Raw genomic sequence first — 24,380 nt, 5'->3', positions numbered from 1 at the left:
GCAGATGCGTCCGTTATCGATGCGATGACCCTTGCTGAGTGTGATGACGCGCTATGCTGTCATTGACGGCGGCATTGTTGTAGTTACATAAAAAGTCGGATGTGGAGATCAGCTTCGACCCTGTAAAGCGCGCTTGGACGCTGGCGGAGCGAGGGCTCGATTTCGCCGATGCGGGCAAGGTGTTTGCGGGGACGGTGTTCGAGTTCGAGGACGAGCGCGTCGCATATCCCGAGCGGCGCTATTCGACGATCGGCATGCTCGAACATCGCATGGTCGTGGTAATATGGGTCGACGCCGAAGACGGTCGGCGCGTCATATCGATGAGGAAGGCCAATGCCCGAGAACGCACGCGATTTGAACGCTACCTCGCTTGATCCGAACGACGACGCGCCGGAGTGGACGGACGAGATGTTCGAACATGCCGAATTGGCGATCAACGGCAAGGTGATCCGGCCGGCGACGGGCTATTTGGGACCGAACGGCGTCGTGAAGGGCCGTCCACCCCTGCGCGACCGGGCCAAGCAGCAGGTGACGTTGCGGCTCGACCCGGACGTGCTGGCGAAGTTTCGCGAGGGCGGGCCCGGGTGGCAGGGGCGGATCAATAGAGCTCTAAGAACCATCTTGGAGCTTTAGCTCCATGTTAGCGCTAGAATTACTGATGGAGCGTCCCTTGAGCAATTTAAGCAACTTCGGCCGAGTGTTTGAAGAGGTTGTATCTGTGGAGGCTTGGCATTCCACATTTGACCCCGTCTCAAATTTGGCCACCGTTCATGCAGACATCTCATTTACAGATGCCAAACTTGGAGCGGAACGGGATTGTCCAGTGCGGTTTACCCTTGGATTACGCCGAGCTGAAGTTTCGTTGATTATCCCTGATCGGGAACCAATTGCCGTAGTTCAAAGCTCTATCTCTAGACAGATCGGCCCCATGGGCCAAAAGACTTTAGAGATTACTAGCGGGCGACACGCTGACGGTAAAGCAGAAGGCGGATTATCAGCATCACCGCATCCATTAAATTTTGAACTAAGCGGCTCAGTTGGCGCCATGCAAAGCACAAAGTCAGTCACGTCCTTAACCGAAAAGGTAGGACCATTTATGGTGAGACATTTTACGAAAGACAAAGCGCAATGCTGGGAGATATTTACTGATCGCGGCGGCACTCTCGTTGGGAAGGCTTGGGATCCAGTGTTAGAGCCAAGAATGAAGGTGAAAAAAATCCAAGATAGCCGATTGGATCCGTCAATTAGAATTAGAGTTCGATGCCGTCGCGAAGATTTAGCAATATCGAACTTATCATTCAAGTCACCTCGCGAACACGCCGGATTCTCCTGGCATAGCAACAATAATAAGCTAGCTGCCGCATCCGCCTATATCAAAGCACGGCTCGTACATCATGGCTTAACTCCTAACGACTTTGACGAGGAGCTCTCATTGATATTCCTCGCCGATGCCGCTGTTACCGAGGAGATATCATGACTCACTGGCTTGATAAACTATGGGTTATTCCGAAGGTTCAAACAAGTAATTTGCGTGAGCTGGCCATCATTCTTGATGCAGACCCTCGATCATTCTATCGAGATCAGGACCTTCAAGGATGCGATTTACGCGGACAAGATTTACGAGAAATGGATTTCACCAATAGCAACTTGTCCAAAGCCGTTTTAGATAGCGCTACTAAATTATCACCGGTCTTTGATCCGAGAGTATCAACGCTTTCGGACTACATAGGCGTAGTCTTAACCCGAGATTTAAATAGCTTAATCACTCGCTATGCTGAGGAAGCAAAATACAGATATCCAGCATGGGCTTTCAAAGCGTTAATTGAGCGAGGTATTCACATATATGCAAAACGAGAATGGGACTTCTATACAGCACTAATATCAGGCAATGAATACTTTAGTGCGCTACTCGATAGTACAAGTAAATACTCTCTTTTAGAGAAGAGAATGCAGATTTATGACTGGCAGCAACGCCGCATCAGCATTGATATGGGCCTTGGGTTACTGGAACATAGATTTGCTATAACCATGCTTGTTGGCTTAGTATCTCGAAAGATATCATTTGCCGATAACAAAGATTATTCGCAGATAAGACCAAATTCATTAATAAAGGTAACTAATAAATTTGAAGTGCCTGATATAGGCGAAAAGTTCGTTTAAATCAGGTTGCCGGATCGGCGACTCGCTTCTCCAGCAAGGGTGCAAGATACTTCCCCGTAAAGCTGCCCTTGGCCTTCGCCACCTTCTCCGGCGTGCCTTCGGCGACGATCTCGCCGCCCTTGACGCCGCCTTCGGGGCCCAGGTCGAGGACCCAGTCGGCGGTCTTGATGACGTCGAGATTGTGTTCGATCACGACGACCGTGTTGCCTTGCTCGACCAGCGCGTGGAGGACTTCCAACAATTTCCGCACGTCCTCGAAATGGAGCCCGGTGGTGGGTTCGTCGAGGATGTAGAGCGTGTTGCCGGTGGCGCGGCGCGAGAGTTCCTTGGCGAGCTTCACGCGTTGCGCTTCGCCGCCCGAGAGCGTCGTCGCCTGCTGGCCGACCTTGACGTAGCCGAGGCCGACCTCGACCAGCATCGCCATCTTGTCGCGGATCGGGGGGACCGCCTTGAAGAACTCGGCGGCGTCCTCGACCGTCATGTCAAGCACGTCGGCGATCGAATGCCCCTTGAACTTCACCTCGAGCGTCTCGCGATTGTAGCGCGCGCCGTGGCAGACGTCGCAGGTGACGTAGACGTCGGGGAGGAAGTGCATCTCGATCTTGAGCACGCCGTCGCCCTGGCACGCCTCGCAGCGGCCGCCCTTGACGTTGAAGCTGAAGCGGCCGGGCTTGTAGCCGCGCGCCTGCGATTCCGGCAGGCCGGCGAACCAGTCGCGGATCTGCGTGAAGCTGCCGGTGTAGGTGGCGGGGTTGCTGCGCGGGGTGCGGCCGATCGGCGACTGGTCGATGTCGATGACCTTGTCGAGATACTGGAGGCCGGTGATCTTGTCGTGCTTGCCCTGGACGATGCGCGCGCCGTTCAGCTCGCGGGCGGCGGCGGCGTAGAGCGTGTCGATCGTGAAGCTCGACTTGCCCGAGCCGGAGACGCCGGTGATGCAGGTGAAGGTGCCGAGCGGCAGGCTGGCAGTGACGCCGCGCAGGTTGTTGGCGACCGCGTTGTGGACGGTGAGCTTCTTGCCGTTGCCCTTGCGCCGTGTGGCCGGGACGGGGACTTCGCGCGTGCCGTTGAGATAGTCGGCGGTGATGCTGCCCTTCGACTTGAGGATCTGCTTCAGCGTGCCCTGCGCGACGACCTGGCCGCCGCGGACGCCGGCGCCGGGGCCCATGTCGATGATGTAGTCGGCGGTGCGGATCGCGTCCTCGTCATGCTCGACGACGAGCACGGTGTTGCCGAGGTCGCGCAGACGGCGGAGCGTCTTGAGGAGCATGTCGTTGTCGCGCTGGTGCAGGCCGATCGAGGGCTCGTCGAGGACGTAGAGCACGCCGGACAGGCCGCTGCCGATCTGCGATGCGAGGCGGATGCGCTGGCTTTCGCCGCCACTGAGCGTGCCGGAGGTGCGGTCGAGGTTGAGGTAGTCGAGGCCGACATTGTTGAGGAAGCCCAAGCGCTCGACGATCTCCTTGAGGATGCGTTCGGCGATCGCGTTCTGCTGGTCGCCGAGGTGCTGCGGCATGTCGGTGAAGAACTGGAGCGCGTCGACCACCGAGAGATGCGTGGCGTAGGAGATGTCCTTCATCGCGATCTTAACCGCGAGCGCCTCGGGTTTCAGACGCGCGCCGCCGCAGACTTCGCAGGGGGCGGCGGACTGGTACTTGCTCAGCTCCTCGCGCATCCAGGCGGAGTCGGTCTGGAGCATGCGGCGGTTGAGGTTGCCGATGACGCCCTCGAACGGCTTCGAGACGTCGTATTTCTTCTTGCCGTCGATGAAGGTGAGCGTGACGGGCTTGCCCTTCGAGCCGTGCAGGATGGTGCTCTGGACCTCCGGCGGAAGGTCGGACCAGGGCGTCTCGATGTCGAACTTGAACTCGCGCGCGAGGCTGCCGAGGACCTGCATGTAATAGGGCGACGGCGGGTTGGATTTTGCCCAGGGGACGACCGCGCCCTTCTTGATGCTGAGCATGTGGTTGGGGACGACGAGGTCTTCGTCGAACAGCAGCTTCTCGCCGAGGCCGTCGCAGGCCGGGCACGCGCCTTGCGGGGCGTTGAACGAGAACAGGCGCGGCTCGATCTCGGAGATGGTGAAGCCGCTGACCGGGCAGGCGAACTTTTCGCTGAAGACGATGCGGCCGTCGGGGGCGTTGTTGCCGAGAATTTCCGATTTCGGCGTGTGCGGCTCGACCGGGTCGGCGGGGTCGACATAGGCGAGGCCGTCGGCGAGTTTCAGTGCGGTTTCGAACGACTCTGCGAGGCGCGTGGCGATTTCGCCGCCTACGACCAAGCGGTCGACGACGACTTCGATGTCGTGCTTGTACTTCTTGTCGAGCGCGGGGGCTTCGTCAATGTCGTGGATCTCGCCGTCGATGCGGACGCGCGCGAAGCCGGCCTTCTGCCACTCGGCGAGCTCCTTGCGGTACTCGCCCTTGCGGCCGCGGACGACGGGGGCGAGCAGGTACAGGCGCGTGCCTTCGGGGAGCGCCATGACGCGGTCGACCATCTGCGACACGGTCTGCGCGGCAATGGGCTCGCCGGTGGCGGGCGAGTACGGGATGCCGACGCGCGCCCAGAGCAGGCGCATGTAGTCGTAGATCTCGGTGACGGTGGCGACGGTCGAGCGCGGGTTGCGCGACGTCGTCTTCTGCTCGATCGAGATCGCGGGCGAAAGGCCCTCGATGTGGTCGACGTCGGGCTTCTGCATCAGCTCGAGGAACTGGCGGGCGTAGGCGGACAGGCTCTCGACGTAGCGGCGCTGGCCCTCGGCGTAGATCGTGTCGAAGGCGAGGCTCGACTTGCCCGACCCCGACAGGCCGGTGATCACCGTGAGCGTGTCGCGGGGGATGTCGATGTCGACGTCCTTGAGGTTGTGCTCGCGCGCGCCGCGTACGGAAATCTTGGTCAGCATGAGGCTGGTTCTACTTCTGTTCTGATCGGGAGACTAGTGGGAGAGATAGGAATGCATGAGGCCGGGTGCCAGTTCATCCGGGACGATCGATTGCGCGACGGTCGTCACGCGAGCGCACATCCGGCTTGCCACCGGCGGGGTATTGATACGAAAGCTTTCCGACAAAGGCGTGGGGGAAGCGGATGACGCAGATGCCTATCGACGCCGCGCTGTTCGAGGCACTTCCTCCCGACGCGGTGCTGCGGGTCGCGCCTAAGAAGATGCGCGGATGGAGCTTTACCCTGCTCAATGCGAAGGCGGCGTTCGAGGCGCTGGCGAAATGCAATGACTCGACGGTCAAGCTGTGGGGCATCGATCCGACCGAGCGCTCGCGGATCGCCCAGTCTGCCGAGCCGGCAAGCTATCCGGGCGACTGGGTCGTGACCAATGCTTACCCGATGACGATCGTCAGAAAGGGCGCGCAGGGAACATCGATCGTGCTGTGGACGATCGGGTTGGACGGACGGGTCGCCGATTGCCGGACGGTGGTATCGAGCGGCGAGGTCGAACTCGACAAGGCAGCCTGCCGTGCGATCACGCAGCGCGGGCGCTACAAGCCGGCGCTTGGTCATGACGGCAAGCCGATGATCAGCCACAGTACGCGCAAGGTGGCGTGGCGATTGCGGGGGACGTGGTCGGGCAAAGATTAAGCCCGGCGCATCCGCTCGCCCGACGACACGGCCTTGCGCCCTGCCGATGGTGTATTATCTTCGTCGTACACATTGCGAACGGCACAGAGGACGACATGGGCAAGAAGAAGGACGAGCGTAAGCGGCGCGAGCGCGAGGTGGAGATCGAAATGCGCGCGGGCGGGCATCACGAAGGTGAGCCGGACGGCGGCGGGCACAAGCGCCACAAGCATGCCGATGGCAAGCATGACGACCAGAAGCACGACGGTGGAAAGCAGGCGGGCGGCAAGCATGCGGGTGGGGCGCCGTTCGCCGGGATCGCCGCGACGATCGCGCGGCAGATGGGGACGCCGGTCGGGCGGCAGATGATCACTGCCGGGCTGATGGCCGCGGCGACGGCGATCTCGAAGCACGACGCGAAGGCGAATGCGCGGCCGACCCCGCCGACGCCCCCTGCCCCGCCCTCGCCTGCCGCACCCTCGCAACAGGCTGAGCCTGGTGCGTCCAAGGTGGAGCCGGACGTGGCGGCAGAGACGGCCAAGCCGCAGGGCAATGGTCCGTTCGCCGGGGATACGCCGGAGCCGCCGCGGAGCGAGAAGACCGCGTTGCCGCCCGAGTTCGCCAAGGTGCTGGACTCGGTCACGGTAGGGCTGGAGCGGTTGTTCGTCGGGTTCGGCAAGCCGACCGGGAAGAAGGACCCACCTGCCGCTTGACCGTGCGGGACCGCGACGCCGCGCGTGGTGTTGCGGTCCTGTCGGGGCGGCTCAGGCGGCCTTGGTGTAGGCGTCCGGGACGTAGACGTCCGGGATGTAGATGTCCGGGATATATACGGGAGGGATGCAGACGGCGGGTTGGCGACGGTCGCTTTTCGCGCGGTACATCGCGCGGTCTGCGTCGGCGATGAGGTCGATGATCGGCGTGTCGGGCTCGCCTTCGACGACGCCGATGCTTACGCCGAGCGTGCCATGCGTGGCCATGCGCGGCGCCATGGCCTGCGCGAACCGGGTGGCGATACGGTTGCCGATCACACGGGCCTGCTCTGTCGGGACGTCGGGCAGCACGCAGACGAACTCGTCGCCGCCCCATCGGATCAGGTGGCCTTGTCGGCCGACGGCGTCGTGCGCGATCTCTGCGAAGGTGCGGAGTGCGGCGTCGCCGGCGGCGTGGCCGAGCGTGTCGTTGAGCGTCTTGAAGCGATCGAGATCGAGCATCATCACCGTCAACGTGCGCGGCGCGTGGCGACCGGCGAAGGTCTGCGCGATGCGGTCCAGGCCGGCGCGGTTGAACGCGCCGGTGAGCCAGTCGCGCTCCATCTGATCGAGCAGCAGGTTCTGGCCGCGCTCGGCCTGGAGGATCAGCAGCGAGAAGGCGCGGAAGATGATGAAGGCGATCTGGCCCGCCGCGAGCCATGCGCCGAAGTCGTCGTGACGGCCGGTCAGTTGCGTGCCGATCCGGTCGCCGTAAGCCAGCCAGGCGCGACCGAGGAACATCGGCACGGTGACCGCGAACAGCGCGGCGACGATCCAGCCGGTCTGTAGCGAGTCACGACGCGCGAGACGGACGGCGACGATCACCACGACGAGGTCGAACCCGGCGCGGATGACGCTGAGATACGCGACGCGGAGGTGGAAATGCGCCGGGTCGTGCGTGAACCACAAAGGCAGGCCAAGGACCGCGGCGGTCGCCAGCATCGACGTCAGGCGCGCGTCGGGACGGCTGAACTTCACGACCGCGCCGGCAATCAGCGCATAGCCCATCACCACCGCGGGGTTGCCGATGCTGGGCGCCCAGGGGAGCCCGATCCGATCGTTGAGCACCGCCATCAGTGCGCCGCACCCGGCGATCAGGTGGCCGGCGCCCCAAAGCCCTGCCCACGATCCGAACCGACCGGTTGCCAGCGGGATGAGGTGGATGAACCCGGCGACCAGCATGCCAAGGCCGGCGACGACGTAGAGAGTGGAGAGATCGAGCGCCACGGAGACCTGCTTGTTCGTTCGTTGCGCCGACTAATAGGTTGGCTTTGCTAAGGATTGGTTCCGGTTGGGGGGCGGGGGCGGAAGTTTGCGGGTTTTGGGTTGGGCGGGGTGGGGGTGGTGCGATGAGGAGCCGGACGCCGAAGGTGATAAGCGATGCTCAGGGCGTATGCGGTGGCGTGCCAAGAATGGTTCCCCGCGAAGGCGGGGATCCAGACTGGGCTCCCGCCTTCGCGGGAGAACAAGGAGGCGGGCGGTATCGTTTGGGGTGGGGTGGCTCTGGTTTGACGGGCGTTGCTGGGCGTTGCCGGGCGTTTCGTGCACGCTATTCCGATTGCGCTCAGGTGTTGCGCTCCCTCCCCCGTCATCCCGGCGGACGCCGGGACCCATGGTCGCGGACCCGGTAATGATGGGCGGTATAACTGGGTCCGCCGTAACCGTGGGTCCCGGCGTTCGCCGGGATGACGGATGGGGGGTGCGGGTGGACGGGGCCTGGGGCGTGGGGCGAACTGCGGCAACATCCATCCCCCCGATATCCATCCCCCCGATCGAACTTAACCTTTGCCCCTTTGCCTTCGCCCTCAACTTTCGCGCTGCAACGCAGAGAGGGCGCCGGTGGATTGCCACCGACGCCCTCTCGAACTTACTTAAGATGCGCAGCGCTGCTTGGCCGGACAGGGGCAAAGCCCCTGTCGTCGGACGGCGCTGGAGCGCCGCCGGCCGGGCAAGCCCTTTGGATCCATATCTAGCAATTGCTAGATATGGATGGGCTTGCCTTGCACAGCCATCGCTGCTTCCTTGATCGCCTCGGCATGCGTCGGGTGCGCATGACACGTGTAGGCGATGTCCTCGCTGGTCGCGCCGAATTCCATCGCGATGGCGGCTTCGGCGATCAGCGTGCCGGCGAGGCTCGAGACGATCCACACACCGAGGACGCGGTCGGTCTTGGCGTCGGCGATTATCTTCACGAAGCCGTCGGTGTCGCGATTGGTCTTCGCGCGGCTGTTGGCGGCGAACGGGAACTTGCCGACCTTGATCTCCGTCTTGTCGCGCGCCGCCTCTTCCGTGAGGCCTACACCGGCAATCTCGGGCATCGTGTAGACGACGCTCGGGATGACGTCCTCGTTGACGATGCCGGTCTGGCCGGCGATGTTTTCCGCGACCGCGACGCCCTCGTCCTCGGCCTTGTGCGCGAGCATCAGGCCGGGGATGCAATCGCCGATCGCCCAGACGCCGTCGACCTTGGTGCGGAACGAGTGGTCGGTTTCGATCTGGCCGCGCTTGTTGAGTTCGAGGCCGATGGCTTCGAGGTTCAGGCCGTCGACGTTCGCTTTCCGCCCGATCGAGACGAGCACCGCGTCGGCGGTCAGCGTCTCGGATGCGCCACCCGCGGCGGGCTCGACGGTGACGGTCGCGACGCCGTCGGCGACGGTGACGCCGGTGACCTTGGTCGAGAGCTTCAGCTCCATGCCCTGCTTCTTGAAGAGCTTGGCGGTCTCGCGGCGGACTTCGCCGTCGAAGCCGGGGAGGATCTGGTCGACGAACTCGACGACCGTGACCTTCGCGCCGAGACGACGCCAGACGCTGCCCAGTTCGAGACCGATCACGCCGCCACCGATGACGACCATGTGCTCGGGGACCTTGGGGATCTCGAGCGCGCCGGTGCTGTCGACGACGGTCTTCTGGTCGACCGTGACGCCGGGGAGCGGCATGACCGACGAACCGGTGGCGATGACGATGTTCTTCGCGGTGACCTTCTGGCCCGCGACATCGACCGTGTGTGCATCCTGGAACGCGGCCTTGCCCTTGAGCCAGGTCACCTTGTTCTTCTTGAACAGGAATTCAACGCCGCCGGTCAGCTCCTTGACGGCCTTGGCCTTCTCGGCGTGCATCTGGTCGAGGTTCAGCGTGACGCCCTGGAAGTCGATGCCGAACTTGGTGAGGTGGCCGCCCTTGGCCTCCTCGTAGATCTCGGAGGCGTGGAGCAGCGCCTTCGACGGGATGCAGCCGACGTTGAGGCAGGTGCCGCCGAGCGTCTCGCGGCTCTCGGCGCAGGCGGTGCGCAGGCCGAGCTGCGCGGCACGGATCGCCGCGACGTAACCGCCGGGGCCCGCACCGATCACGAGGACGTCATAGTCGTAGTCAGCCATTCTTCATCTCCGTCGTTCTCCTGCGAACGCAGGAGCCCAGGGTTACGGGAGGCGCCGCTTGTCGCCCTGGACTCCTGCGTTCGCAGGAGAACGGGTTAGAAGAGCGTCTCGTACAAATCCTTCCAGTGCGGGTTGGTCTGTTCGATCAGGTCGATCTTCCAGGCCCGCTTCCATTTCTTCATCTGCAGCTCGCGCTGTCGTGCAGATTGTATGTCGTCACTCGCCTCGAACCACACAAGGAGGATGCAGCTATGCTCCTTGGAGAAGCCATCGATCAGGCGGTTGCGGTGTTGGTAGGCTCTGGCGAGCAAGTCGCTGGTGACGCCGAGGTAGAGCGTTCCGTTGCGGCTGCTCGCCATTAGTTACACAAAGCCGGGCCTCATGTTTTCCTGCGTACGCAGGAATCCAGGGTTACATGGCGCTGTGCCTGGAACCCTGGGCTCCTGCGTTCGCAGGAGAACGAGGAGCCGTTTTGGGTCAGAGGTCGATCAGGATACGGGTCGGATCCTCGATAGCATTTTTCAGCGCCACCAGGAACGTCACGGCTTCGCGGCCGTCGATCAGGCGGTGGTCGTAGCTGAGCGCGAGGTACATCATCGGGCGGATGACGATCTGGCCGTTGACGACGACCGGGCGTTCCTCGATGCGGTGGAGGCCGAGCACGGCCGACTGCGGCGGGTTGATGATCGGGGTCGACATCAGCGAGCCGAATACGCCGCCGTTCGAGATCGTGAAGGTGCCGCCCTTCATCTCGTCCATCTTGAGCGCGCCTTCCTTGGCACGCTTGCCGAAGTCGCCGATCGTCTTCTCGATCGTCGCGACCGACATCTGGTCGGCATCGCGGATCACGGGGACAACGAGGCCGCCCGGCGACGAGACCGCAACCGAGATGTCGGCGTAATCGTGATAGACGATGTCGTCGCCGTCGATCGACGCGTTGACCGACGGGATGTCGCGCAGCGCCATCGTCGCGGCCTTCACGAAGAAGCCCATGAAGCCGAGGCGGACGCCGTGCTTCTTCTCGAACAGGTCCTTGTACTTGGCGCGTGCCTCGATCACCGCGGTCATGTCGACGTCGTTGAACGTCGTCAGCATCGCGGCCGTGTTCTGCGCTTCCTTGAGGCGCTTGGCGATCGTCTGGCGGAGGCGCGTCATGCGGACGCGCTCCTCGCCGCGACCCGAAGCAGCGGCGGGCGCTGCCGTCGGAGCGGGCGCTGCGGCGGGGGCAGGCACTGGCTTGCTCGACGCGGCGGCGGTCACGTCTTCCTTGGTGATGCGACCGTCGCGGCCGGTGCCCTTGACGGTGCCGGGGTCGACGCCGTGCTCGAGCACCGCGCGGCGGACCGACGGGGAGAGCGCGGCGGGCGAGTCGCTGGTGCCGGCACCGGGCTGGTCGCCATAGCCTGCACCAGATTCATCCTTGGCGAGTGCTGCGGGCGTTGCGGTCGCGGCAGGCTCGGGAGTCTTGGCGGGCGCAGCGGCCGCGCCGTCACCCGAGTCGATCGTGGCGAGCATCGCACCGACCTGCACGGTGTCGCCGACGGCGACGGCGTGCTGGCCCATGACGCCGGCGACCGGCGACGGGACCTCGACCGAGACCTTGTCGGTCTCAAGGCTGGCGATCGGCTCGTCGACCGCGACGGGGTCGCCGGGCTGCTTCAGCCACTCGCCGAGGGTGGCTTCGGTGATCGATTCACCCAGGACGGGGACGGTGACTTCGGTTGCCATTTTCTCGTTTCCTCCACCCCGGCGTAGGCCGGGGTCCAGTTACGAAACGCTGAGTGGCCGGCGTTTCGCTCAATTACATCTACCATCCCAATTGGGCCCCGGCCTACGCCGGGGTGGTAGAAAAACTTAGTTTGCGCGGGTGCGGCGGATTTCGTCGCGGACGGAGTGGCCGAGCGCGTCGGCGACGAGCGCGCCCTGTTCGGCCTGGTGACGCTTCATCAGGCCGGTCGCGGGCGAGGCCGAGGCGTTGCGGCCGGCGTAACGCGCGCGCTTCACCGGTGAGTCGACCGTTGCCAGCGCCTCCTCGATCAGCGGCTCGACGAAGAACCAATAGCCGTTGTTCTTCGGCTCTTCCTGCGCCCAGACGATCTCTTCCAGGTTCGGCATCCGTGCAACGCGCTCGGCGATCGGGTTGCCGGGGAAGGGATAAAGCTGTTCGACGCGGACGATCTGCGTGTCGGTATCGCCCGCCGCGTCGCGTGCCTCGATCAGGTCGTACGCGACCTTGCCGGTGCACAGGACCAGACGCTTCGTGTCGACGTCGGCGGCCGGATTGGTATCCGACAACAGACGGCGGAAGTGGCTGTCGCCCTGGAAATCCTCCGCATTCGAAACTGCGAGCTTGTGCCGCAGCAACGACTTCGGCGTCATCACGATCAGCGGCTTGCGGAAGTTGCGGTGCATCTGCCGGCGAAGCAGGTGGAAATAGTTCGCCGGGCTGGTGCAGTTCGCAACCTGGATGTTGTCGTCCGCGCACGATTGCAGGAAGCGCTCGGGACGTGCCGAGCTATGCTCTGGCCCCTGCCCTTCGTAACCGTGCGGGAGCAGCATCACGAGGCCGTTGGCGCGAAGCCACTTCGACTCGCCGCTCGTGATGAACTGATCGATCATGATCTGCGCGCCGTTGACGAAATCGCCGAACTGCGCCTCCCAGAGGACCAACGTCTTCGGGTCGGCGAGAGCGTAGCCGTACTCGAAGCCGAGCACGCCGTATTCGCTGAGCGGGCTGTCGAGCACTTCGAAACGACCGTGCTCGATTTCCTGCAACGGCACGTACTTGTGCTCGTCGGTCTGGTCGACCCAGACGGCGTGACGCTGCGAGAAGGTGCCGCGGCCCGAATCCTGGCCGGACAGACGGACGCCGTAGCCTTCCGAGAGCAGGCCACCGAACGCGAGCGCTTCGCCGGTCGCCCAGTCGAAGCCCTTGCCGGACTTGAACATCTCGCGCTTGGCATCGATCACGCGGTTGAGCGTCTTGTGGATCTTCACGCTGTCCGGGATCGTCGTCAGCGTGCGGCCGAGCGAGTCGAACAGCTTCGTGCTGAGACCCGTCTCGACGTTGCGGCGCGCCGACGCGCCGTCGGTGGGCGCGCTGAGGCCGGTCCAGCGACCGCCGAACCAGTCCGCCTTGTTGGGCTTGTACGACGACCCGGCTTCGAACTCGCCTTCGAGACGGAGCGTGAACTGCTTCACGTTCTCGTCGATCCAGGGCTGGTCGATCACGCCTTCCTTGATCAGGCGATCGCCGTAAACCGAGCTGACGCCGGGGTGCTTGCGGATGATGTCGTACATTAGCGGCTGCGTGAAGGACGGCTCGTCGCCTTCGTTGTGACCGAAGCGGCGATAGCACCACATGTCGATGACGATGTCGCGGTGGAACTTCTGGCGGAATTCCATCGCCATCTTGGTGGCGAAGGTGACTGCCTCGGGATCGTCGCCGTTGACGTGGAAGACCGGCGCCTGCACGCCCTTTGCGACATCCGACGGGTAAGGCGACGAGCGCGCGAACTGTGGCGAGGTCGTGAAGCCGACCTGGTTGTTGATGATGAAGTGGACGCAGCCGCCGGTATTGTAGCCGCGGATGCCAGAGAAGCCGAGGCACTCCCAGACGATGCCCTGCCCTGCGAACGCGGCGTCGCCGTGGATCAGCACGGGCAACGAGGCCACGTGATCCTTGAGGTCGTTGTTGAGCGTCTGGATCGCGCGCGTCTTGCCGAGCACGACCGGGTCGGCGGCTTCGAGATGCGACGGGTTGGCGACCAGGCTCATGTGAACCTTGTGACCGTCGAACTCGCGATCGGTGCTGGTGCCGAGGTGATACTTCACGTCGCCCGAGCCGCCGATGTCGTCGGGGTTGGCCGAACCGCCGGCGAATTCGTGGAAGATCACGCGCAACGGCTTGGCCATCACGTTCGCTAGCACGTTGAGGCGACCGCGGTGCGCCATGCCGATGACGAGCTCGCGCACGCCCATCTGGCCGCCATACTTGATCACGCTCTCAAGCGCGGGGATCATCGATTCACCGCCGTCGAGCCCGAAGCGCTTCGTGCCGACATACTTCTTGCCGAGGAACTTCTCCCACTGCTCGGCCTGGATCACCTTGGTGAGGATCGCCTTCTTGCCGTCGGTGGAGAATTCGATCGCCTTGTCCTGGCCCTCCATGCGCTCCTGGAGGAAGCGGCGCTCCTCGACGTCGGAGATGTGCATGTATTCGAGGCCGACATTGCCGCAGTAATTCTTGCGCAACGTGTCGACGAGCTCGCGGATCGAGACCCATTCGAAGCCCATCGTGCCGCCGAGATAGACCTTCCGGTCGATGTCGGCGTCGGAGAAGCCGTGATATTCGGTCTTCAGATCCTCGGGCATCTCGCGCTTCGACAGGCCGAGCGGATCGAGGTTGGCGGCGAGGTGACCGCGGACGCGGTAGGTGCGGACGAGCAGCTGCGCGCGGATCGCGTCGGCGGCGGCCTTGGCGATCTCTTCCTTCGAGACGGGCGCGGGTGCCGCTGCTGCGGGAGCGGGCTTGCCACCCTTTGCTGGCTTGGGCGCGGGCTCCATCTGAGTCGGATCGAGCGCTGCGGTCAGGTCGTCCGTGGTGGTGAGCGGCCAGCGGGCGCTCTCCCAGCTCGGGCCCTGCGCGGAGCCTTCGAGACCCTCGAAGAACGCGCGCCAACCGGATTCGACCGAGGCCGGGTCCGCGTTGAACTTGGCGTAGAGCGTCTCCACGAACGCCGGGCTGACGCCGGCTGCGATATCGCTGAAATCCTGGCCTTCGTAGCCCATCGTTCTCGTCCTCAGTGTCCCTCTCCCCGCGAGGGAGAGGGAGGGGCCCGCCCGCACTTGCGGGTGGGAGGGTGAGGGCACGGGCGGTCACGTGCCCTCACCCTTCCGCTGCCAAGAGGCAGCTCCTTCCCTCTCCCCGGGGGGAGAGGGGTAGTCAGCTCAACCCTTCAACACGCTCAGCAGCGTCTCGCCGAGCAGGCTGGGGCTTTCCGAGACCTTGATCCCGGCAGCTTCCATCGCCGCGATCTTGCTCTCCGCGTCGCCCTTGCCGCCCGACACGATCGCGCCGGCATGGCCCATGCGACGGCCCGGAGGCGCCGTACGACCGGCGATGAAGCCTGCCATCGGCTTCGACCGACCGCGCTTGGCTTCGTCGCGGAGGAACTGTGCCGCCTGCTCCTCGGCGTCGCCGCCGATTTCGCCGATCATGATGATGGACTGCGTCTCGTCGTCGGCGAGGAACAGCTCGAGCACGTCGATGAAGTTCGTGCCGTTGACCGGATCGCCACCGATGCCGACCGCGGTCGTCTGACCAAGGCCTGCGTTCGACGTCTGGAACACCGCCTCATAGGTGAGCGTGCCTGAACGGCTGACAACGCCGACCGAGCCCTTCTTGAAGATCGAGCCGGGCATGATGCCGATCTTGCACTCGCCGGGGGTCAGCACGCCGGGGCAGTTCGGGCCGATGAGGCGCGACTTGGAGCCCGACAGCGCGCGCTTGACCTTGACCATGTCGAGCACGGGAATGCCCTCGGTGATCGCGACGATCAGCTCGATCTCGGCGTCGATCGCCTCGAGGATCGAATCGGCGGCGAAGGGGGGCGGCACGTAGATCACCGACGCGGTCGCGCCGGTCATCGCTTTGGCTTCGGCGACGGTGTTGTAGACCGGGAGGTCGAGGTGGGTGGTGCCGCCCTTGCCGGGCGTGACGCCGCCGACCATCTGCGTGCCGTATTCCAGCGCCATCTTGGTGTGGAAGCTGCCGGTTTCGCCGGTCATGCCCTGGGTGATGACCTTGGTGTTCTTGTCGACGAGGATGCTCATTCTATCTCCAGTCCGGTCCGCCCCGGCGAAGGCCGGGGTCCAGTTGGGAAGGCGGTCATGGTAACGCGATACGATCGTACAGGTCATCCCAAGCAGGATTGAACCCTTCGATCTCACGCACTTTCCAGGACCGCTTCCACTCCTTCATTTGCAGCTCGCGCTGCCGTGCCGCTTCCCATTCACCGCAGGCCTCGTACCAGACGAGGATCTTGCAGGAGTAACGCTTGGTGAAACCGCCGAAACCGTTGCGGTGCTCCCACACACGCTTTGGCAGGTTCACGGTCGAACCGAGGTAGATCGCACCGTTGGGGAAGTTGGCCATGATGTAGACGAACGCTTGTTCTTCCATCATTTCGGCTTCCCCAACTGGACCCCGGCCTTCGCCGGGGTGGTGGTTACTCCTTTTGGTTCCTTACCTCACCTCAAATCAGTTCAGCGAACCATCGATGCCCTTGCAGGCGATGATCAGTTCCTTGACCGCATCGACCGACACGGTGAGGTTCTGCTTGGCTTCGTCGTCCAGCTTGATCTCGACGATCTTCTCGACGCCGCCAGCACCGATCACCACCGGCACGCCGACGTACAGATCGGTCAGGCCATACTCGCCCGACACATACGCCGCCGCCGGAAGCACGCGCTTCTGGTCGTATAGATACGCTTCGGCCATCGCGATGCCGCTGGTCGCCGGCGCGTAGTATGCCGAGCCGGTCTTCAGCAGCGCGACGATCTCGCCGCCGCCGCCGCGCGTGCGCTTGACGATCGCGTCGATCTTTTCCTGGCTCGACATGCCCATCGCGATGAGATCCGGCACCGGGATACCCGACACGGTCGAGTAGCTGATGACCGGGACCATTGTGTCGCCGTGGCCGCCTAGCACGAAGCTGGTGACGTCCTTGACCGAGACCTTGAACTCGTCGGCGAGGAAGTGGCTGAAGCGTGCCGAGTCGAGCACGCCGGCCATGCCGACGACCATGTGGTGCGGCAGCCCGGAGAACTCGCGAAGTGCCCACACCATCGCGTCGAGCGGGTTGGTGATGCAGATCACGAACGCGTTCGGGGCGTTATTCTTGATGCCCTCGCCGACGGCCTTCATGACCTTCAGGTTGATGCCGAGCAGGTCGTCGCGGCTCATGCCGGGCTTGCGTGCGACACCGGCGGTGACGATGATAACGTCCGCGCCGGCGATGTCGGCGTAATCGTTCGAGCCGGTGATCTGCGAGTCGAAGCCTTCGACCGGGCCGCACTGCGACAGGTCGAGCGCCTTGCCCTGAGGGATGCCCTCGGCGACGTCGAACAGGACGATATCGCCAAGGCCCTTGAGTGCTGCGAGGTGCGCGAGCGTACCGCCGATATTACCGGCGCCGATCAGCGCGATCTTCTTGCGAGCCATTCCAATCCGTCTCCGTCTGATGTGCGGGGTGATTGGTGACGCCGGTTACGCGCATTATCCCGCTACGGCAACCGCTAAAAGGACAAAAGCGGGTTGTTATTGCAACTAGTTCGCATGTGCAATACGCTTAGAGATGGCCCTCAGCGAGATAATCCTCGGACCGCATCTCTTCGAGGCGGCTGATCGTGCGGTCGAACTCGAAGCGCCCGTCGCCGCTTTCGTAGAGGTCGCCGGGTTGCGCATCGGCGGCGGCGAGGAGCTTGACCTTGTGCTCGTACAGCGCGTCGATCAGCGCCACGAACCGCGCCGCCTCGTTGCGGTTCTCGGGGCCGAGCTTGGGGATGCCGACGAGGATGACGGTGTGGAATTTCCGCGCGATGGCGAGGTAGTCGGCCACGCCGCGGGCTTCTCCGCACAGTTTCTTGAAGCTGAACACCGCGACGCCCTTGAGCGATTTCGGCACCCGCAGCGTACGGCCCTGGACGATCAGGTCTTCGGCCGGGACGTGCTCGCTGTCGTCGGTCGAGAAGTCGGTGAGGCGGAAGAATGCGGCGGAGAGTTGCGCAGTGGCCTCGGGGCCGTTGGGGACGAGCCAGGTGTCCTGGCTGCCGAGCCGGTCGCGGCGATAGTCGACGGGGCCGTTGAGCGGGAGCACGTCGAGGCGGTGCTCGATGGTCGCGATGAAGGGCAGGAAATGCTCGCGGTTGAGGCCGTTCTTGTAGAGATCGGCGGGCGGGCGGTTCGAGGTCGTCACGATCGTCACGCCGGAATCGAGCAGCGACGTCACCAGCCGCGAGAGGATCATCGCGTCGGGGCTGTTGGTGACCATCATCTCGTCGAACGCGAGCAACCGCGTCTCGTCGGCGATCGCGGTGGCGACGGGGACGATCGGGTCGCCGACTTCCTTGCGACGTTCGGCGGCGATGCGCGCGTGGACCTCGAGCATGAACTCTCCGAAATGCACGCGGCGTTTTTTGTCGACTGGGGCGTTGGCGAAGAACAGGTCCATGAGCATCGACTTGCCGCGACCGACTCCGCCCCAGAGGTAGACGCCTCGGGGGTCGGCTTTCTTGGAGAAGCGCGCGAAGAAGCCTGTGGATTTGGGGGTGGCGAGTTCGGTGGCGAGGGTGTTGAGGCGGGCGGCGGCGGCGGCCTGTTCGGGGTCGGGGCGGAGTTCGCCCGAGGCTACGAGTGCTTCGTAGGCCTTGAGGACGGTCACGCCGCTAACCCTTTACCACCCCGGCGGAGGCCGGGGCCCAGTTGGGAAGGTCGCGGTAACGGAGCGCTGCGCTTGATCAATGATCGTTTCCCAATTGGGCCCCGGCCTTCGCCGGGGTGGTGATAGCGGCCGGAGTCAGCCCTTTGGCGGCTTAGGCGACGGCTTGCGGATCGTGGCCGAGAAGGCGGCGATCTTGGTTTCGTCGTCCCCTTGCACCACGAGGCCCCGGAGGAACAAGAGGCGGCCGGTTTCCTTGAGCACCTCGACCTGCGCTTCGATCGGCTCGCCAATGCGACCGCCGCCGATGAATTGCGTGTTGAGATCGAGCGTCACCGCGGTGCCGGCGGTGATCAGGCCGAAGCCTCTGGCGGCGGCGAACAGCGCAACGTCGATGAACGCGAGGAGCGCGCCGCCGTGGACGTTGTTCTGGAGGTTGGAGTGGCGATGCTCGGGGGTGATGCGGACGCGGACGGTTTGGCCGTCGACGCGGTAGAGCATGGGGCCGAGCAGCGTGTTGAAGCGGGTGGGGTCGGAGAGCGACCAGCTGCGCCAGCCGGGGTTGGCGGGGTCTTCGGCTTCGACGAAATGGGGTTGGGGAGCGGGGGTGGTCACGAACCTGTCCTTCGATCCCCACACCGTTCGCCCTGAGCGAAGTCGAAGGGCATTGGGAAATTCCATCCCCCGCCCCCAGCGTGTGCTTCGACTTCGCTCAGCACGACCGGGAGGGGGGAGCGGGACGGGAAAGCAGGGCCGGAGGGGGAAATCGGATTGGGGTGGGGAAGAGGAGTTAAACACGCCCCCTCCCCCAAAGGATCAGACGATCCGTTCGGCTTCCATTTTCTTGATCTCGGCGATCGCCTTGGCGGGGTTGAGACCCTTGGGGCATGCGTTCGCGCAGTTCATGATGGTGTGGCAGCGATACAGGCGGAACGGATCCTCGAGCTCGTCGAGGCGCTCGCCGGTCATTTCGTCGCGGCTGTCGGCGAGCCAGCGATAGGCCTGTAACAGGATCGCGGGGCCGAGGAACTTGTCGGCGTTCCACCAATAGCTCGGGCACGAGGTCGAGCAGCATGCGCACAGGATGCACTCGTACAGGCCATCGAGCTTCGAGCGGTCCTCCGGCGACTGGAGGCGCTCCTTGCCCGAGGGCGGCGGGGTGACGGTCTGCAGCCATGGCTTGATCGACGAATATTGCGCGTAGAAATGCGTGAAGTCGGGGACCAGGTCCTTGATCACGTCCATGTGCGGCAGCGGGGTGATCTGGACCTCGCCCTTGCAATCCTCGATCGCGGTGGTGCAGGCGAGGCCGTTCTTGCCGTTGATGTTCATCGAGCACGAGCCGCAAATGCCCTCGCGGCACGAGCGACGGAAGGTGAGCGAGGAATCCTGCTCGCTCTTCATCTTGATCAGCGCGTCGAGCACCATCGGGCCGGTATCGTCGAGATCGAGCTCGAAATTATCGTAGCGCGGGTTCTCGCCGCTGTCCGGATCGTAGCGGTAGACCTTGAACGATTTGAGACGCTTACCCGCCCCCGAGCCCTGGCTGGTCGAGGCGTGCTTGACGCCCTTCTTGACGACGCTGTTTTTCGGGAGCGAGAATTCGGCCATTGCGAGCGGTCCGTCCGTGGTGTGATTATAGGTTGTCAGAGCCGATACATGACAGGGGCCCTCCCCGCAAATCCTTAGCTTCGCGGGTGCAACATGCGTCACACCCGCTGTCGCGTTGCCTTCTGGTGCCGGGTCAGATGATGTCGAGGATCAGGCCTAGGTCGCGGGCCTCCTCGGCTTCGATGTACCAGTTGGAGGGGGCCTTCTTCTTCAGGTCCTCGAGCGAGACCTTCGAACCCTCTACGATCGCGCGGAAGCCTTCCTCCTGAATGTTGATCGAATCCTCGATCTCGTGGAGCTTGGCCTTGAGCGTGTAGGACAGCGTGTTGAGCGGGCCGTTGAGCTCGATCGTGCTCTGCATCTGGCGCTCGTGGATCATGATGCGGCTGTTGCGCGTCAGGAAGCGGCTGTCGACCGGGAAGGCGGACATGAAGGTCGCGCCGGCGGAATAGACCGCGACCTTGCCGAGGAAGAGCGTCTCGCGGCCGGTATATTCGCGGAGCAGGCGGATGTTGTCACCCATCGCGCGAGCGACCTCGGGATCGCCGCCGAGCGTGGTGATCGAGACGACCAGCGGGCCCTCGGTGGGCGCGGCGACGAGCTGCGACTTGAAAGTGTCGTACATCGCGTCGTCGACGGGGCCGTGGAGGTGGATGTGGGGGGCGGCCAGCAAGGGGTAGTTGCGGGCGTTCGAAGCGGGGGATGTGTCGGTCATGCCGCGGCAAACTTTTGCGGGGGCGGTGGGTTCCGAATGGTTGCCGCATATCAGCACGGTGATTTGATGAGACCTGTTCGACGTGCTATGAGACGGTCATGATCGAGAGCATTCATGCAGGCGCGACGGTTAGCATCAGCGACCTGAAGAAGAACCCCTCCGGAGTCATCGAGGCTGCGGGCGGATTTCCGGTGGCCGTGCTCAATCGGAATACGCCTGCTGCGTATCTGGTGCCGGCGGCGGCTTGGGAGGAATTGATGGACCGGTTGGAGGACGTCGAACTGGCAGACCTGGTGCGGGCGCGTGCCGACGAGGTGCCGGTCGCGGTGTCGCTTGGCGACTTATAGTCTCGCGTTCCTGCCGAGCGCGCTGCGGGAGTGGGAGAAGCTTGGCGCCAATGTTCGCGAGCAGTTCAAGGCGAAGCTGACCGAGCGGTTGGGCGAGCCGCATATCGCGAGTGCGCGGCTGAGCGGGATGACCGGGTGTTACAAGATCAAGTTGCGGGCCGCGGGGTATCGACTTGTGTACCGGGTCGATGATGGCTTGGTGACGGTGGTTGTTGTCGCGGTCGGGCGGCGCGATCGTAATCTGGTGTACAAGATTGCAGCCGGGCGGCTCGAGCGGTAGCACATCTGTCTCAGTCGCCCGTTCTCCTGCGAACGCAGGAGTCCAGGGTTACGGAGCGCGGCGTTTGTGATCCTGGGCTCCTGCGTTCGCAGGAGAACGGGACTTTAGAACAACGCTTAGTTTGCCTGCTTAGCCGTGCGCTTGTACTGGAGGATCCAGCCTACGAGGCCGCCGGGGACGCCGCCTACCAGCGAGAACAGCGCGTAGAAGGTGATCGCTATCTTCTGGGGCTCTTCGCCCACGCCGCGGGGTTCGATGGCGAAGACGTAGATCGCGGTCAGTAGCGCGACGACGACCGGCCACAGGAAGCCGGCGATCATCGGTTGGAAGCGCGTCAGGAGCCCCACCGCGACGGGCACGAGGAACCCGATCGCGATGATGGCCCACGTCATCGAAACATCCGCTTCATCAGTATACCCGCTTCTTGGGCTTGATGTAGTCGATGTCGTCGGTGAGCGTGTAGTCGTGGACCGGGCGGAAATCGATCTTGGTCTCGCCGCCCTTGCCGCCCCAGCCGTTGAAGGTGGTGATGGTGTGCTTCATCCAGTTCGCATCGTCGCGCTCGGGGAAATCCTCGTGCATGTGCGCGCCGCGCGATTCGGTGCGGTTGGCGGCCGAGTTCATCGTCACGACCGCCTGGCCGATCAGATTGTCGAGCTCCATCGTCTCGACCAGATCGGTGTTCCAGATCATGCTGCGATCCTTCACGGCGACGTCGGTCATCCGGCTGTAGATCCCGGCCATCTTCTCGACGCCCTGGTTGAGCAGCTCGGTGTCGCGGAACACCGCGCAATGCTTCTGCATGGTCTGCTGCATGTCGAGACGGATCTGCGCGGTCGGCGAACCGCCGCTCGCGTTGCGGAAATGGTCGAGACGCGTCAGCGCGAGGTCTTCAGACCCCTTGGGCAGCGGCGCATGCGCGGTGCCGGGCTTCAGCGTGTCCTTGATCCGCAGGCCGGTCGCGCGGCCGAACACCACGAGATCGATCAGGCTGTTCGAGCCGAGACGGTTGGCGCCGTGGACCGAGACGCAGGCCGCTTCGCCGACCGCGAACAGGCCGGGGACGACCGCGTCGGGGTTGCCGTCGACGAGGTTGACGACCTCGCCGTGGAAGTTGGTCGGGATGCCGCCCATGTTGTAGTGCACGGTCGGCGTGACCGGCAGCGGCTGGCGCGTGAGATCGACGCCGGCGAAGACTTTCCCAGTCTCGGTGATGCCCGGCAGGCGCTCGGCGAGCACCTTGGGATCGATGTGATCGAGATGCAGGAAGATGTGGTCGCCGTTCTTGCCGACGCCGCGACCTTCGCGCATTTCGAGCGCCATCGAGCGGCTGACGACGTCGCGCGAGGCGAGGTCCTTCGCCGACGGGGCATAGCGCTCCATGAAGCGCTCGCCCTCGGAGTTGGTCAGGTAACCGCCCTCACCGCGTGCGCCCTCGGTGATGAGCACGCCCGCGCCGTAGATGCCGGTCGGGTGGAACTGGACGAACTCCATGTCCTGCAGCGGCAGGCCGGCGCGGAGCACCATCGCGTTGCCGTCGCCGGTGCAGGTGTGCGCCGAAGTCGCCGAGAAATAGACGCGGCCATAGCCACCGGTGGCAAGCACGGTCTGGTGGCTGCGGAAGCGATGGATCGAGCCGTCTTCCATGCACAGCGCGATGACGCCGCGGCAGACGCCGTTCTCCATGATCAGGTCGAGCGCGAAATACTCGACGAAGAAGTCCGTGTTGTACTTCAGGCTCTGTTGATACAGCGCGTGGAGCATCGCGTGGCCGGTGCGATCGGCGGCGGCGGCGGTGCGCTGGACCGGAGGCCCCTCGCCCATGTTCTGCATGTGGCCGCCGAATGGACGCTGATAGATCGTGCCGTTCTCGTTACGGCTGAACGGCATGCCGGCATGTTCGAGCTCGTAGACCGCCTGCGGGGCCTCGCGGCAGAGATACTCGATCGCGTCCTGGTCGCCGAGCCAGTCGGAGCCCTTGACGGTGTCGAACATGTGCCAGGTCCAGTGATCCGGCGAGTTGTTGCCGAGCGAGGCGGCGATGCCGCCCTGTGCAGCAACGGTGTGGCTGCGGGTCGGGAAGACCTTGGTGATGCACGCGGTCTTCAGGCCGCTCTCGGCGATGCCCATCGTCGCGCGCAGGCCGGAGCCGCCGGCACCGACGACGACCGCATCATAGGTATGATCGATGATCTTGTAGGCAGCTGACATTACGCGGGAGCTCCGGAGAAGGCGACCTTCAAGATCGCGAACAGGGCGATGCCGCCCAGCGTGAAGGTGAACAGGTTGAGGAGGATCATCGTCACGACACGGCTCTCGTCGTGCATGTAATCCTCGATCACGACCTGAAGACCAAGACGGAAGTGATAGAAGACCGACAAGATCAACAGCGCCATCGGCACCGCGACCCAAGCCGACTGCAGCCATAGATGGACCGCGGCGTAATCATAGCCGGGCATCCGCGCTACCGAGATCATCAGCCAGAGCATGAGGAACAGGTTCGCGCCCGCCGTCAGGCGCTGCTGCCACCAGTGATGCGCGCCGTGTTTCGCGCTGCCGAGGCCGCGGACGCGACCGATTGCCGTACCCGAACCCATTACTTGATCCCCATGTAGAGCCAGAACACGATCGTCAGCGCGACCGAAGCGACCATCGTCGCGATCGCGCCCATCTTGTTCCGCTTCAGTTCGTAGCCGGCGCCGATATCGAGCACCATGTGGCGGATCCCGGTCATCATGTGCTGGAACAGCGACAGCGTCAGCCCGACCGCGACGATGTAGCCGATGATGTTGAGCCGGCCGGTGTCGGTGGTGAACACGTCGACGAAGGTCGCATAGGCCTGATCGCCCGCGGCGATCGCGGCGAGCCACCAGACGAGCAGCAGGCTGCCGACGGTCGCCATCCCGCTGCCGGTCGCGCGGTGCAGGATCGAGACCAGCATGTGCGGGCCCCATTTATAGACCTGCAGATGGGGAGAAAGCGGGCGTGCCGGGTTGCGCGATGCCAAGGGCGGAGTCCTCGAACCAGAAGATGACGAACCAAGAACAGCTTGGTCCAGAATATATAGATTGGGCGACCTATTAGCCACCGCGTGCTGCGATGCAACCCATTGGCGGCATGTGGGGTAACCCAG

Annotated in this window: 25 protein-coding genes; 8 read left to right on the top strand and 17 right to left on the bottom strand. The window is 63.8% G+C overall.

The features are described from left to right. Nucleotides 1-101 precede the first annotated feature (101 nt). Genes O6Y00_RS03155 through O6Y00_RS03140 form a run of 4 tightly spaced genes read left to right on the top strand, consistent with a single transcriptional unit; the run spans nucleotide 102 to nucleotide 2,160 of the window. Complete coding sequence (locus O6Y00_RS03155; RefSeq protein ID WP_353441157.1) at nucleotides 102-374, top strand: BrnT family toxin; 273 nt, start codon at nucleotides 102-104, stop codon at nucleotides 372-374. Beyond that, on the top strand, nucleotides 334-633 hold the full coding sequence (locus O6Y00_RS03150) for a BrnA antitoxin family protein (RefSeq protein ID WP_353441156.1): 300 nt from the start codon (nucleotides 334-336) through the stop codon (nucleotides 631-633). Before O6Y00_RS03155 ends, O6Y00_RS03150 begins: the two co-directional genes overlap by 41 nt. Nucleotides 634-637: 4 nt before the next feature. Further along, nucleotides 638-1,477 (top strand): hypothetical protein, encoded by an 840-nt coding sequence (locus O6Y00_RS03145; protein WP_353441155.1) that lies wholly within the window; start codon nucleotides 638-640, stop codon nucleotides 1,475-1,477. Beyond that, a complete protein-coding gene (locus O6Y00_RS03140; protein ID WP_353441154.1) occupies nucleotides 1,474-2,160 on the top strand; it encodes a pentapeptide repeat-containing protein in 687 nt (228 codons plus the stop codon). The genes O6Y00_RS03145 and O6Y00_RS03140 overlap by 4 nt, the downstream gene beginning before the upstream one ends. 1 nt (nucleotide 2,161) lies before the next feature. Here the strand turns inward: O6Y00_RS03140 and uvrA are convergent, their stop codons facing one another. Further along, on the bottom strand, nucleotides 2,162-5,062 hold the full coding sequence (gene uvrA, locus O6Y00_RS03135) for an excinuclease ABC subunit UvrA (protein WP_353441153.1): 2,901 nt from the start codon (nucleotides 5,060-5,062) through the stop codon (nucleotides 2,162-2,164). 182 nt (nucleotides 5,063-5,244) lie between these two features. Here uvrA and O6Y00_RS03130 point away from each other — a divergent pair, with 182 nt between their 5' ends. Next, on the top strand, nucleotides 5,245-5,751 hold the full coding sequence (locus O6Y00_RS03130) for an energy transducer TonB (protein WP_353441152.1): 507 nt from the start codon (nucleotides 5,245-5,247) through the stop codon (nucleotides 5,749-5,751). 95 nt (nucleotides 5,752-5,846) lie between these two features. After that, complete coding sequence (locus O6Y00_RS03125) at nucleotides 5,847-6,443, top strand: hypothetical protein (protein ID WP_353441151.1); 597 nt, start codon at nucleotides 5,847-5,849, stop codon at nucleotides 6,441-6,443. Between the two features lie 51 nt (nucleotides 6,444-6,494). On the opposite strand, the gene O6Y00_RS03120 is transcribed toward O6Y00_RS03125, so the two are convergent. From O6Y00_RS03120 to O6Y00_RS03065, 12 genes are all read right to left on the bottom strand, one after another. Further along, nucleotides 6,495-7,706, bottom strand: a complete 1,212-nt coding sequence (locus tag O6Y00_RS03120; protein ID WP_353441150.1) for a GGDEF domain-containing protein — start codon at nucleotides 7,704-7,706, stop codon at nucleotides 6,495-6,497. A gap of 752 nt (nucleotides 7,707-8,458) precedes the next feature. Further along, nucleotides 8,459-9,853, bottom strand: a complete 1,395-nt coding sequence (lpdA, locus tag O6Y00_RS03115) for a dihydrolipoyl dehydrogenase (protein ID WP_353441149.1) — start codon at nucleotides 9,851-9,853, stop codon at nucleotides 8,459-8,461. Between the two features lie 95 nt (nucleotides 9,854-9,948). After that, the gene (locus O6Y00_RS03110; RefSeq protein WP_353441148.1) at nucleotides 9,949-10,212 is read right to left on the bottom strand and encodes a GIY-YIG nuclease family protein; all 264 of its coding nucleotides are present in this window, start codon (nucleotides 10,210-10,212) and stop codon (nucleotides 9,949-9,951) included. Nucleotides 10,213-10,330: 118 nt separating this feature from the next. After that, on the bottom strand, nucleotides 10,331-11,581 hold the full coding sequence (gene odhB / locus O6Y00_RS03105; RefSeq protein ID WP_353441147.1) for a 2-oxoglutarate dehydrogenase complex dihydrolipoyllysine-residue succinyltransferase: 1,251 nt from the start codon (nucleotides 11,579-11,581) through the stop codon (nucleotides 10,331-10,333). A gap of 126 nt (nucleotides 11,582-11,707) precedes the next feature. Further along, nucleotides 11,708-14,644, bottom strand: a complete 2,937-nt coding sequence (locus O6Y00_RS03100; protein ID WP_353441146.1) for a 2-oxoglutarate dehydrogenase E1 component — start codon at nucleotides 14,642-14,644, stop codon at nucleotides 11,708-11,710. Nucleotides 14,645-14,803: 159 nt separating this feature from the next. After that, complete coding sequence (gene sucD / locus O6Y00_RS03095) at nucleotides 14,804-15,688, bottom strand: succinate--CoA ligase subunit alpha (RefSeq protein WP_056047458.1); 885 nt, start codon at nucleotides 15,686-15,688, stop codon at nucleotides 14,804-14,806. A gap of 55 nt (nucleotides 15,689-15,743) precedes the next feature. Then, entirely contained in the window at nucleotides 15,744-16,040 is a 297-nt protein-coding gene (locus O6Y00_RS03090) for a GIY-YIG nuclease family protein (protein ID WP_353441145.1), read from the bottom strand. A 75-nt stretch (nucleotides 16,041-16,115) separates the two neighbouring features. After that, a complete protein-coding gene (gene mdh, locus O6Y00_RS03085; protein WP_353441144.1) occupies nucleotides 16,116-17,078 on the bottom strand; it encodes a malate dehydrogenase in 963 nt (320 codons plus the stop codon). Between the two features lie 127 nt (nucleotides 17,079-17,205). Beyond that, nucleotides 17,206-18,297, bottom strand: a complete 1,092-nt coding sequence (gene zapE, locus O6Y00_RS03080; protein WP_353441143.1) for a cell division protein ZapE — start codon at nucleotides 18,295-18,297, stop codon at nucleotides 17,206-17,208. A gap of 135 nt (nucleotides 18,298-18,432) precedes the next feature. Further along, nucleotides 18,433-18,909, bottom strand: coding sequence for a PaaI family thioesterase (locus O6Y00_RS03075; protein ID WP_353441142.1), 477 nt, complete (start codon nucleotides 18,907-18,909; stop codon nucleotides 18,433-18,435). A gap of 201 nt (nucleotides 18,910-19,110) precedes the next feature. Then, complete coding sequence (locus tag O6Y00_RS03070) at nucleotides 19,111-19,905, bottom strand: succinate dehydrogenase iron-sulfur subunit (protein WP_133031655.1); 795 nt, start codon at nucleotides 19,903-19,905, stop codon at nucleotides 19,111-19,113. Nucleotides 19,906-20,038: 133 nt separating this feature from the next. Beyond that, nucleotides 20,039-20,620, bottom strand: coding sequence for a ClpP family protease (locus O6Y00_RS03065; RefSeq protein WP_353441141.1), 582 nt, complete (start codon nucleotides 20,618-20,620; stop codon nucleotides 20,039-20,041). 98 nt (nucleotides 20,621-20,718) lie between these two features. On the opposite strand from O6Y00_RS03065, the gene O6Y00_RS03060 reads away from it, so the two are divergent. Further along, a complete protein-coding gene (locus tag O6Y00_RS03060) occupies nucleotides 20,719-20,967 on the top strand; it encodes a type II toxin-antitoxin system Phd/YefM family antitoxin (RefSeq protein WP_353441140.1) in 249 nt (82 codons plus the stop codon). Further along, entirely contained in the window at nucleotides 20,954-21,247 is a 294-nt protein-coding gene (locus O6Y00_RS03055; RefSeq protein WP_353441139.1) for a type II toxin-antitoxin system RelE family toxin, read from the top strand. The genes O6Y00_RS03060 and O6Y00_RS03055 overlap by 14 nt, the downstream gene beginning before the upstream one ends. 116 nt (nucleotides 21,248-21,363) lie before the next feature. Here O6Y00_RS03055 and O6Y00_RS03050 read toward each other — a convergent pair whose 3' ends face one another. Genes O6Y00_RS03050 through sdhC form a run of 4 tightly spaced genes read right to left on the bottom strand, consistent with a single transcriptional unit; the run spans nucleotide 21,364 to nucleotide 24,254 of the window. Beyond that, nucleotides 21,364-21,639 carry a hypothetical protein gene (locus O6Y00_RS03050; protein WP_192239454.1) on the bottom strand — a complete coding sequence of 92 codons (276 nt, stop codon included), beginning with the start codon at nucleotides 21,637-21,639 and terminating at the stop codon, nucleotides 21,364-21,366. A 16-nt stretch (nucleotides 21,640-21,655) separates the two neighbouring features. Beyond that, the gene (gene sdhA, locus O6Y00_RS03045; protein WP_056047438.1) at nucleotides 21,656-23,458 is read right to left on the bottom strand and encodes a succinate dehydrogenase flavoprotein subunit; all 1,803 of its coding nucleotides are present in this window, start codon (nucleotides 23,456-23,458) and stop codon (nucleotides 21,656-21,658) included. Then, nucleotides 23,458-23,844 carry a succinate dehydrogenase, hydrophobic membrane anchor protein gene (sdhD, locus tag O6Y00_RS03040; RefSeq protein ID WP_060524023.1) on the bottom strand — a complete coding sequence of 129 codons (387 nt, stop codon included), beginning with the start codon at nucleotides 23,842-23,844 and terminating at the stop codon, nucleotides 23,458-23,460. Before sdhD ends, sdhA begins: the two co-directional genes overlap by 1 nt. Next, the gene (gene sdhC / locus O6Y00_RS03035) at nucleotides 23,844-24,254 is read right to left on the bottom strand and encodes a succinate dehydrogenase, cytochrome b556 subunit (protein WP_353441138.1); all 411 of its coding nucleotides are present in this window, start codon (nucleotides 24,252-24,254) and stop codon (nucleotides 23,844-23,846) included. Before sdhC ends, sdhD begins: the two co-directional genes overlap by 1 nt. Nucleotides 24,255-24,380: the final 126 nt, after the last annotated feature.

Source organism: Sphingomonas faeni (genome assembly GCF_040407565.1).
Classification (GTDB): domain Bacteria; phylum Pseudomonadota; class Alphaproteobacteria; order Sphingomonadales; family Sphingomonadaceae; genus Sphingomonas; species Sphingomonas faeni_F.
The sequence above is the reverse complement of the archived record's forward strand: the minus strand, read 5'-3'. Positions and strand labels throughout refer to the sequence as shown.

Bases quoted from the DNA above. Each gene is read 5' to 3' on its own strand.
- O6Y00_RS03150 (WP_353441156.1), top strand. From the start codon at position 334: ATGCCCGAGAACGCACGCGATTTGAACGCTACCTCGCTTGATCCGAAC.
- O6Y00_RS03145 (WP_353441155.1), top strand. From the start codon at position 638: ATGTTAGCGCTAGAATTACTGATGGAGCGTCCCTTGAGCAATTTAAGC.
- O6Y00_RS03140 (WP_353441154.1), top strand. From the start codon at position 1,474: ATGACTCACTGGCTTGATAAACTATGGGTTATTCCGAAGGTTCAAACA.
- uvrA (WP_353441153.1), bottom strand. From the start codon at position 5,062: ATGCTGACCAAGATTTCCGTACGCGGCGCGCGCGAGCACAACCTCAAG.
- O6Y00_RS03130 (WP_353441152.1), top strand. From the start codon at position 5,245: ATGACGCAGATGCCTATCGACGCCGCGCTGTTCGAGGCACTTCCTCCC.
- O6Y00_RS03125 (WP_353441151.1), top strand. From the start codon at position 5,847: ATGGGCAAGAAGAAGGACGAGCGTAAGCGGCGCGAGCGCGAGGTGGAG.
- lpdA (WP_353441149.1), bottom strand. From the start codon at position 9,853: ATGGCTGACTACGACTATGACGTCCTCGTGATCGGTGCGGGCCCCGGC.
- O6Y00_RS03110 (WP_353441148.1), bottom strand. From the start codon at position 10,212: ATGGCGAGCAGCCGCAACGGAACGCTCTACCTCGGCGTCACCAGCGAC.
- odhB (WP_353441147.1), bottom strand. From the start codon at position 11,581: ATGGCAACCGAAGTCACCGTCCCCGTCCTGGGTGAATCGATCACCGAA.
- O6Y00_RS03100 (WP_353441146.1), bottom strand. From the start codon at position 14,644: ATGGGCTACGAAGGCCAGGATTTCAGCGATATCGCAGCCGGCGTCAGC.
- sucD (WP_056047458.1), bottom strand. From the start codon at position 15,688: ATGAGCATCCTCGTCGACAAGAACACCAAGGTCATCACCCAGGGCATG.
- O6Y00_RS03090 (WP_353441145.1), bottom strand. From the start codon at position 16,040: ATGATGGAAGAACAAGCGTTCGTCTACATCATGGCCAACTTCCCCAAC.
- mdh (WP_353441144.1), bottom strand. From the start codon at position 17,078: ATGGCTCGCAAGAAGATCGCGCTGATCGGCGCCGGTAATATCGGCGGT.
- O6Y00_RS03070 (WP_133031655.1), bottom strand. From the start codon at position 19,905: ATGGCCGAATTCTCGCTCCCGAAAAACAGCGTCGTCAAGAAGGGCGTC.
- O6Y00_RS03065 (WP_353441141.1), bottom strand. From the start codon at position 20,620: ATGACCGACACATCCCCCGCTTCGAACGCCCGCAACTACCCCTTGCTG.
- O6Y00_RS03060 (WP_353441140.1), top strand. From the start codon at position 20,719: ATGATCGAGAGCATTCATGCAGGCGCGACGGTTAGCATCAGCGACCTG.
- O6Y00_RS03050 (WP_192239454.1), bottom strand. From the start codon at position 21,639: ATGACGTGGGCCATCATCGCGATCGGGTTCCTCGTGCCCGTCGCGGTG.
- sdhA (WP_056047438.1), bottom strand. From the start codon at position 23,458: ATGTCAGCTGCCTACAAGATCATCGATCATACCTATGATGCGGTCGTC.
- sdhD (WP_060524023.1), bottom strand. From the start codon at position 23,844: ATGGGTTCGGGTACGGCAATCGGTCGCGTCCGCGGCCTCGGCAGCGCG.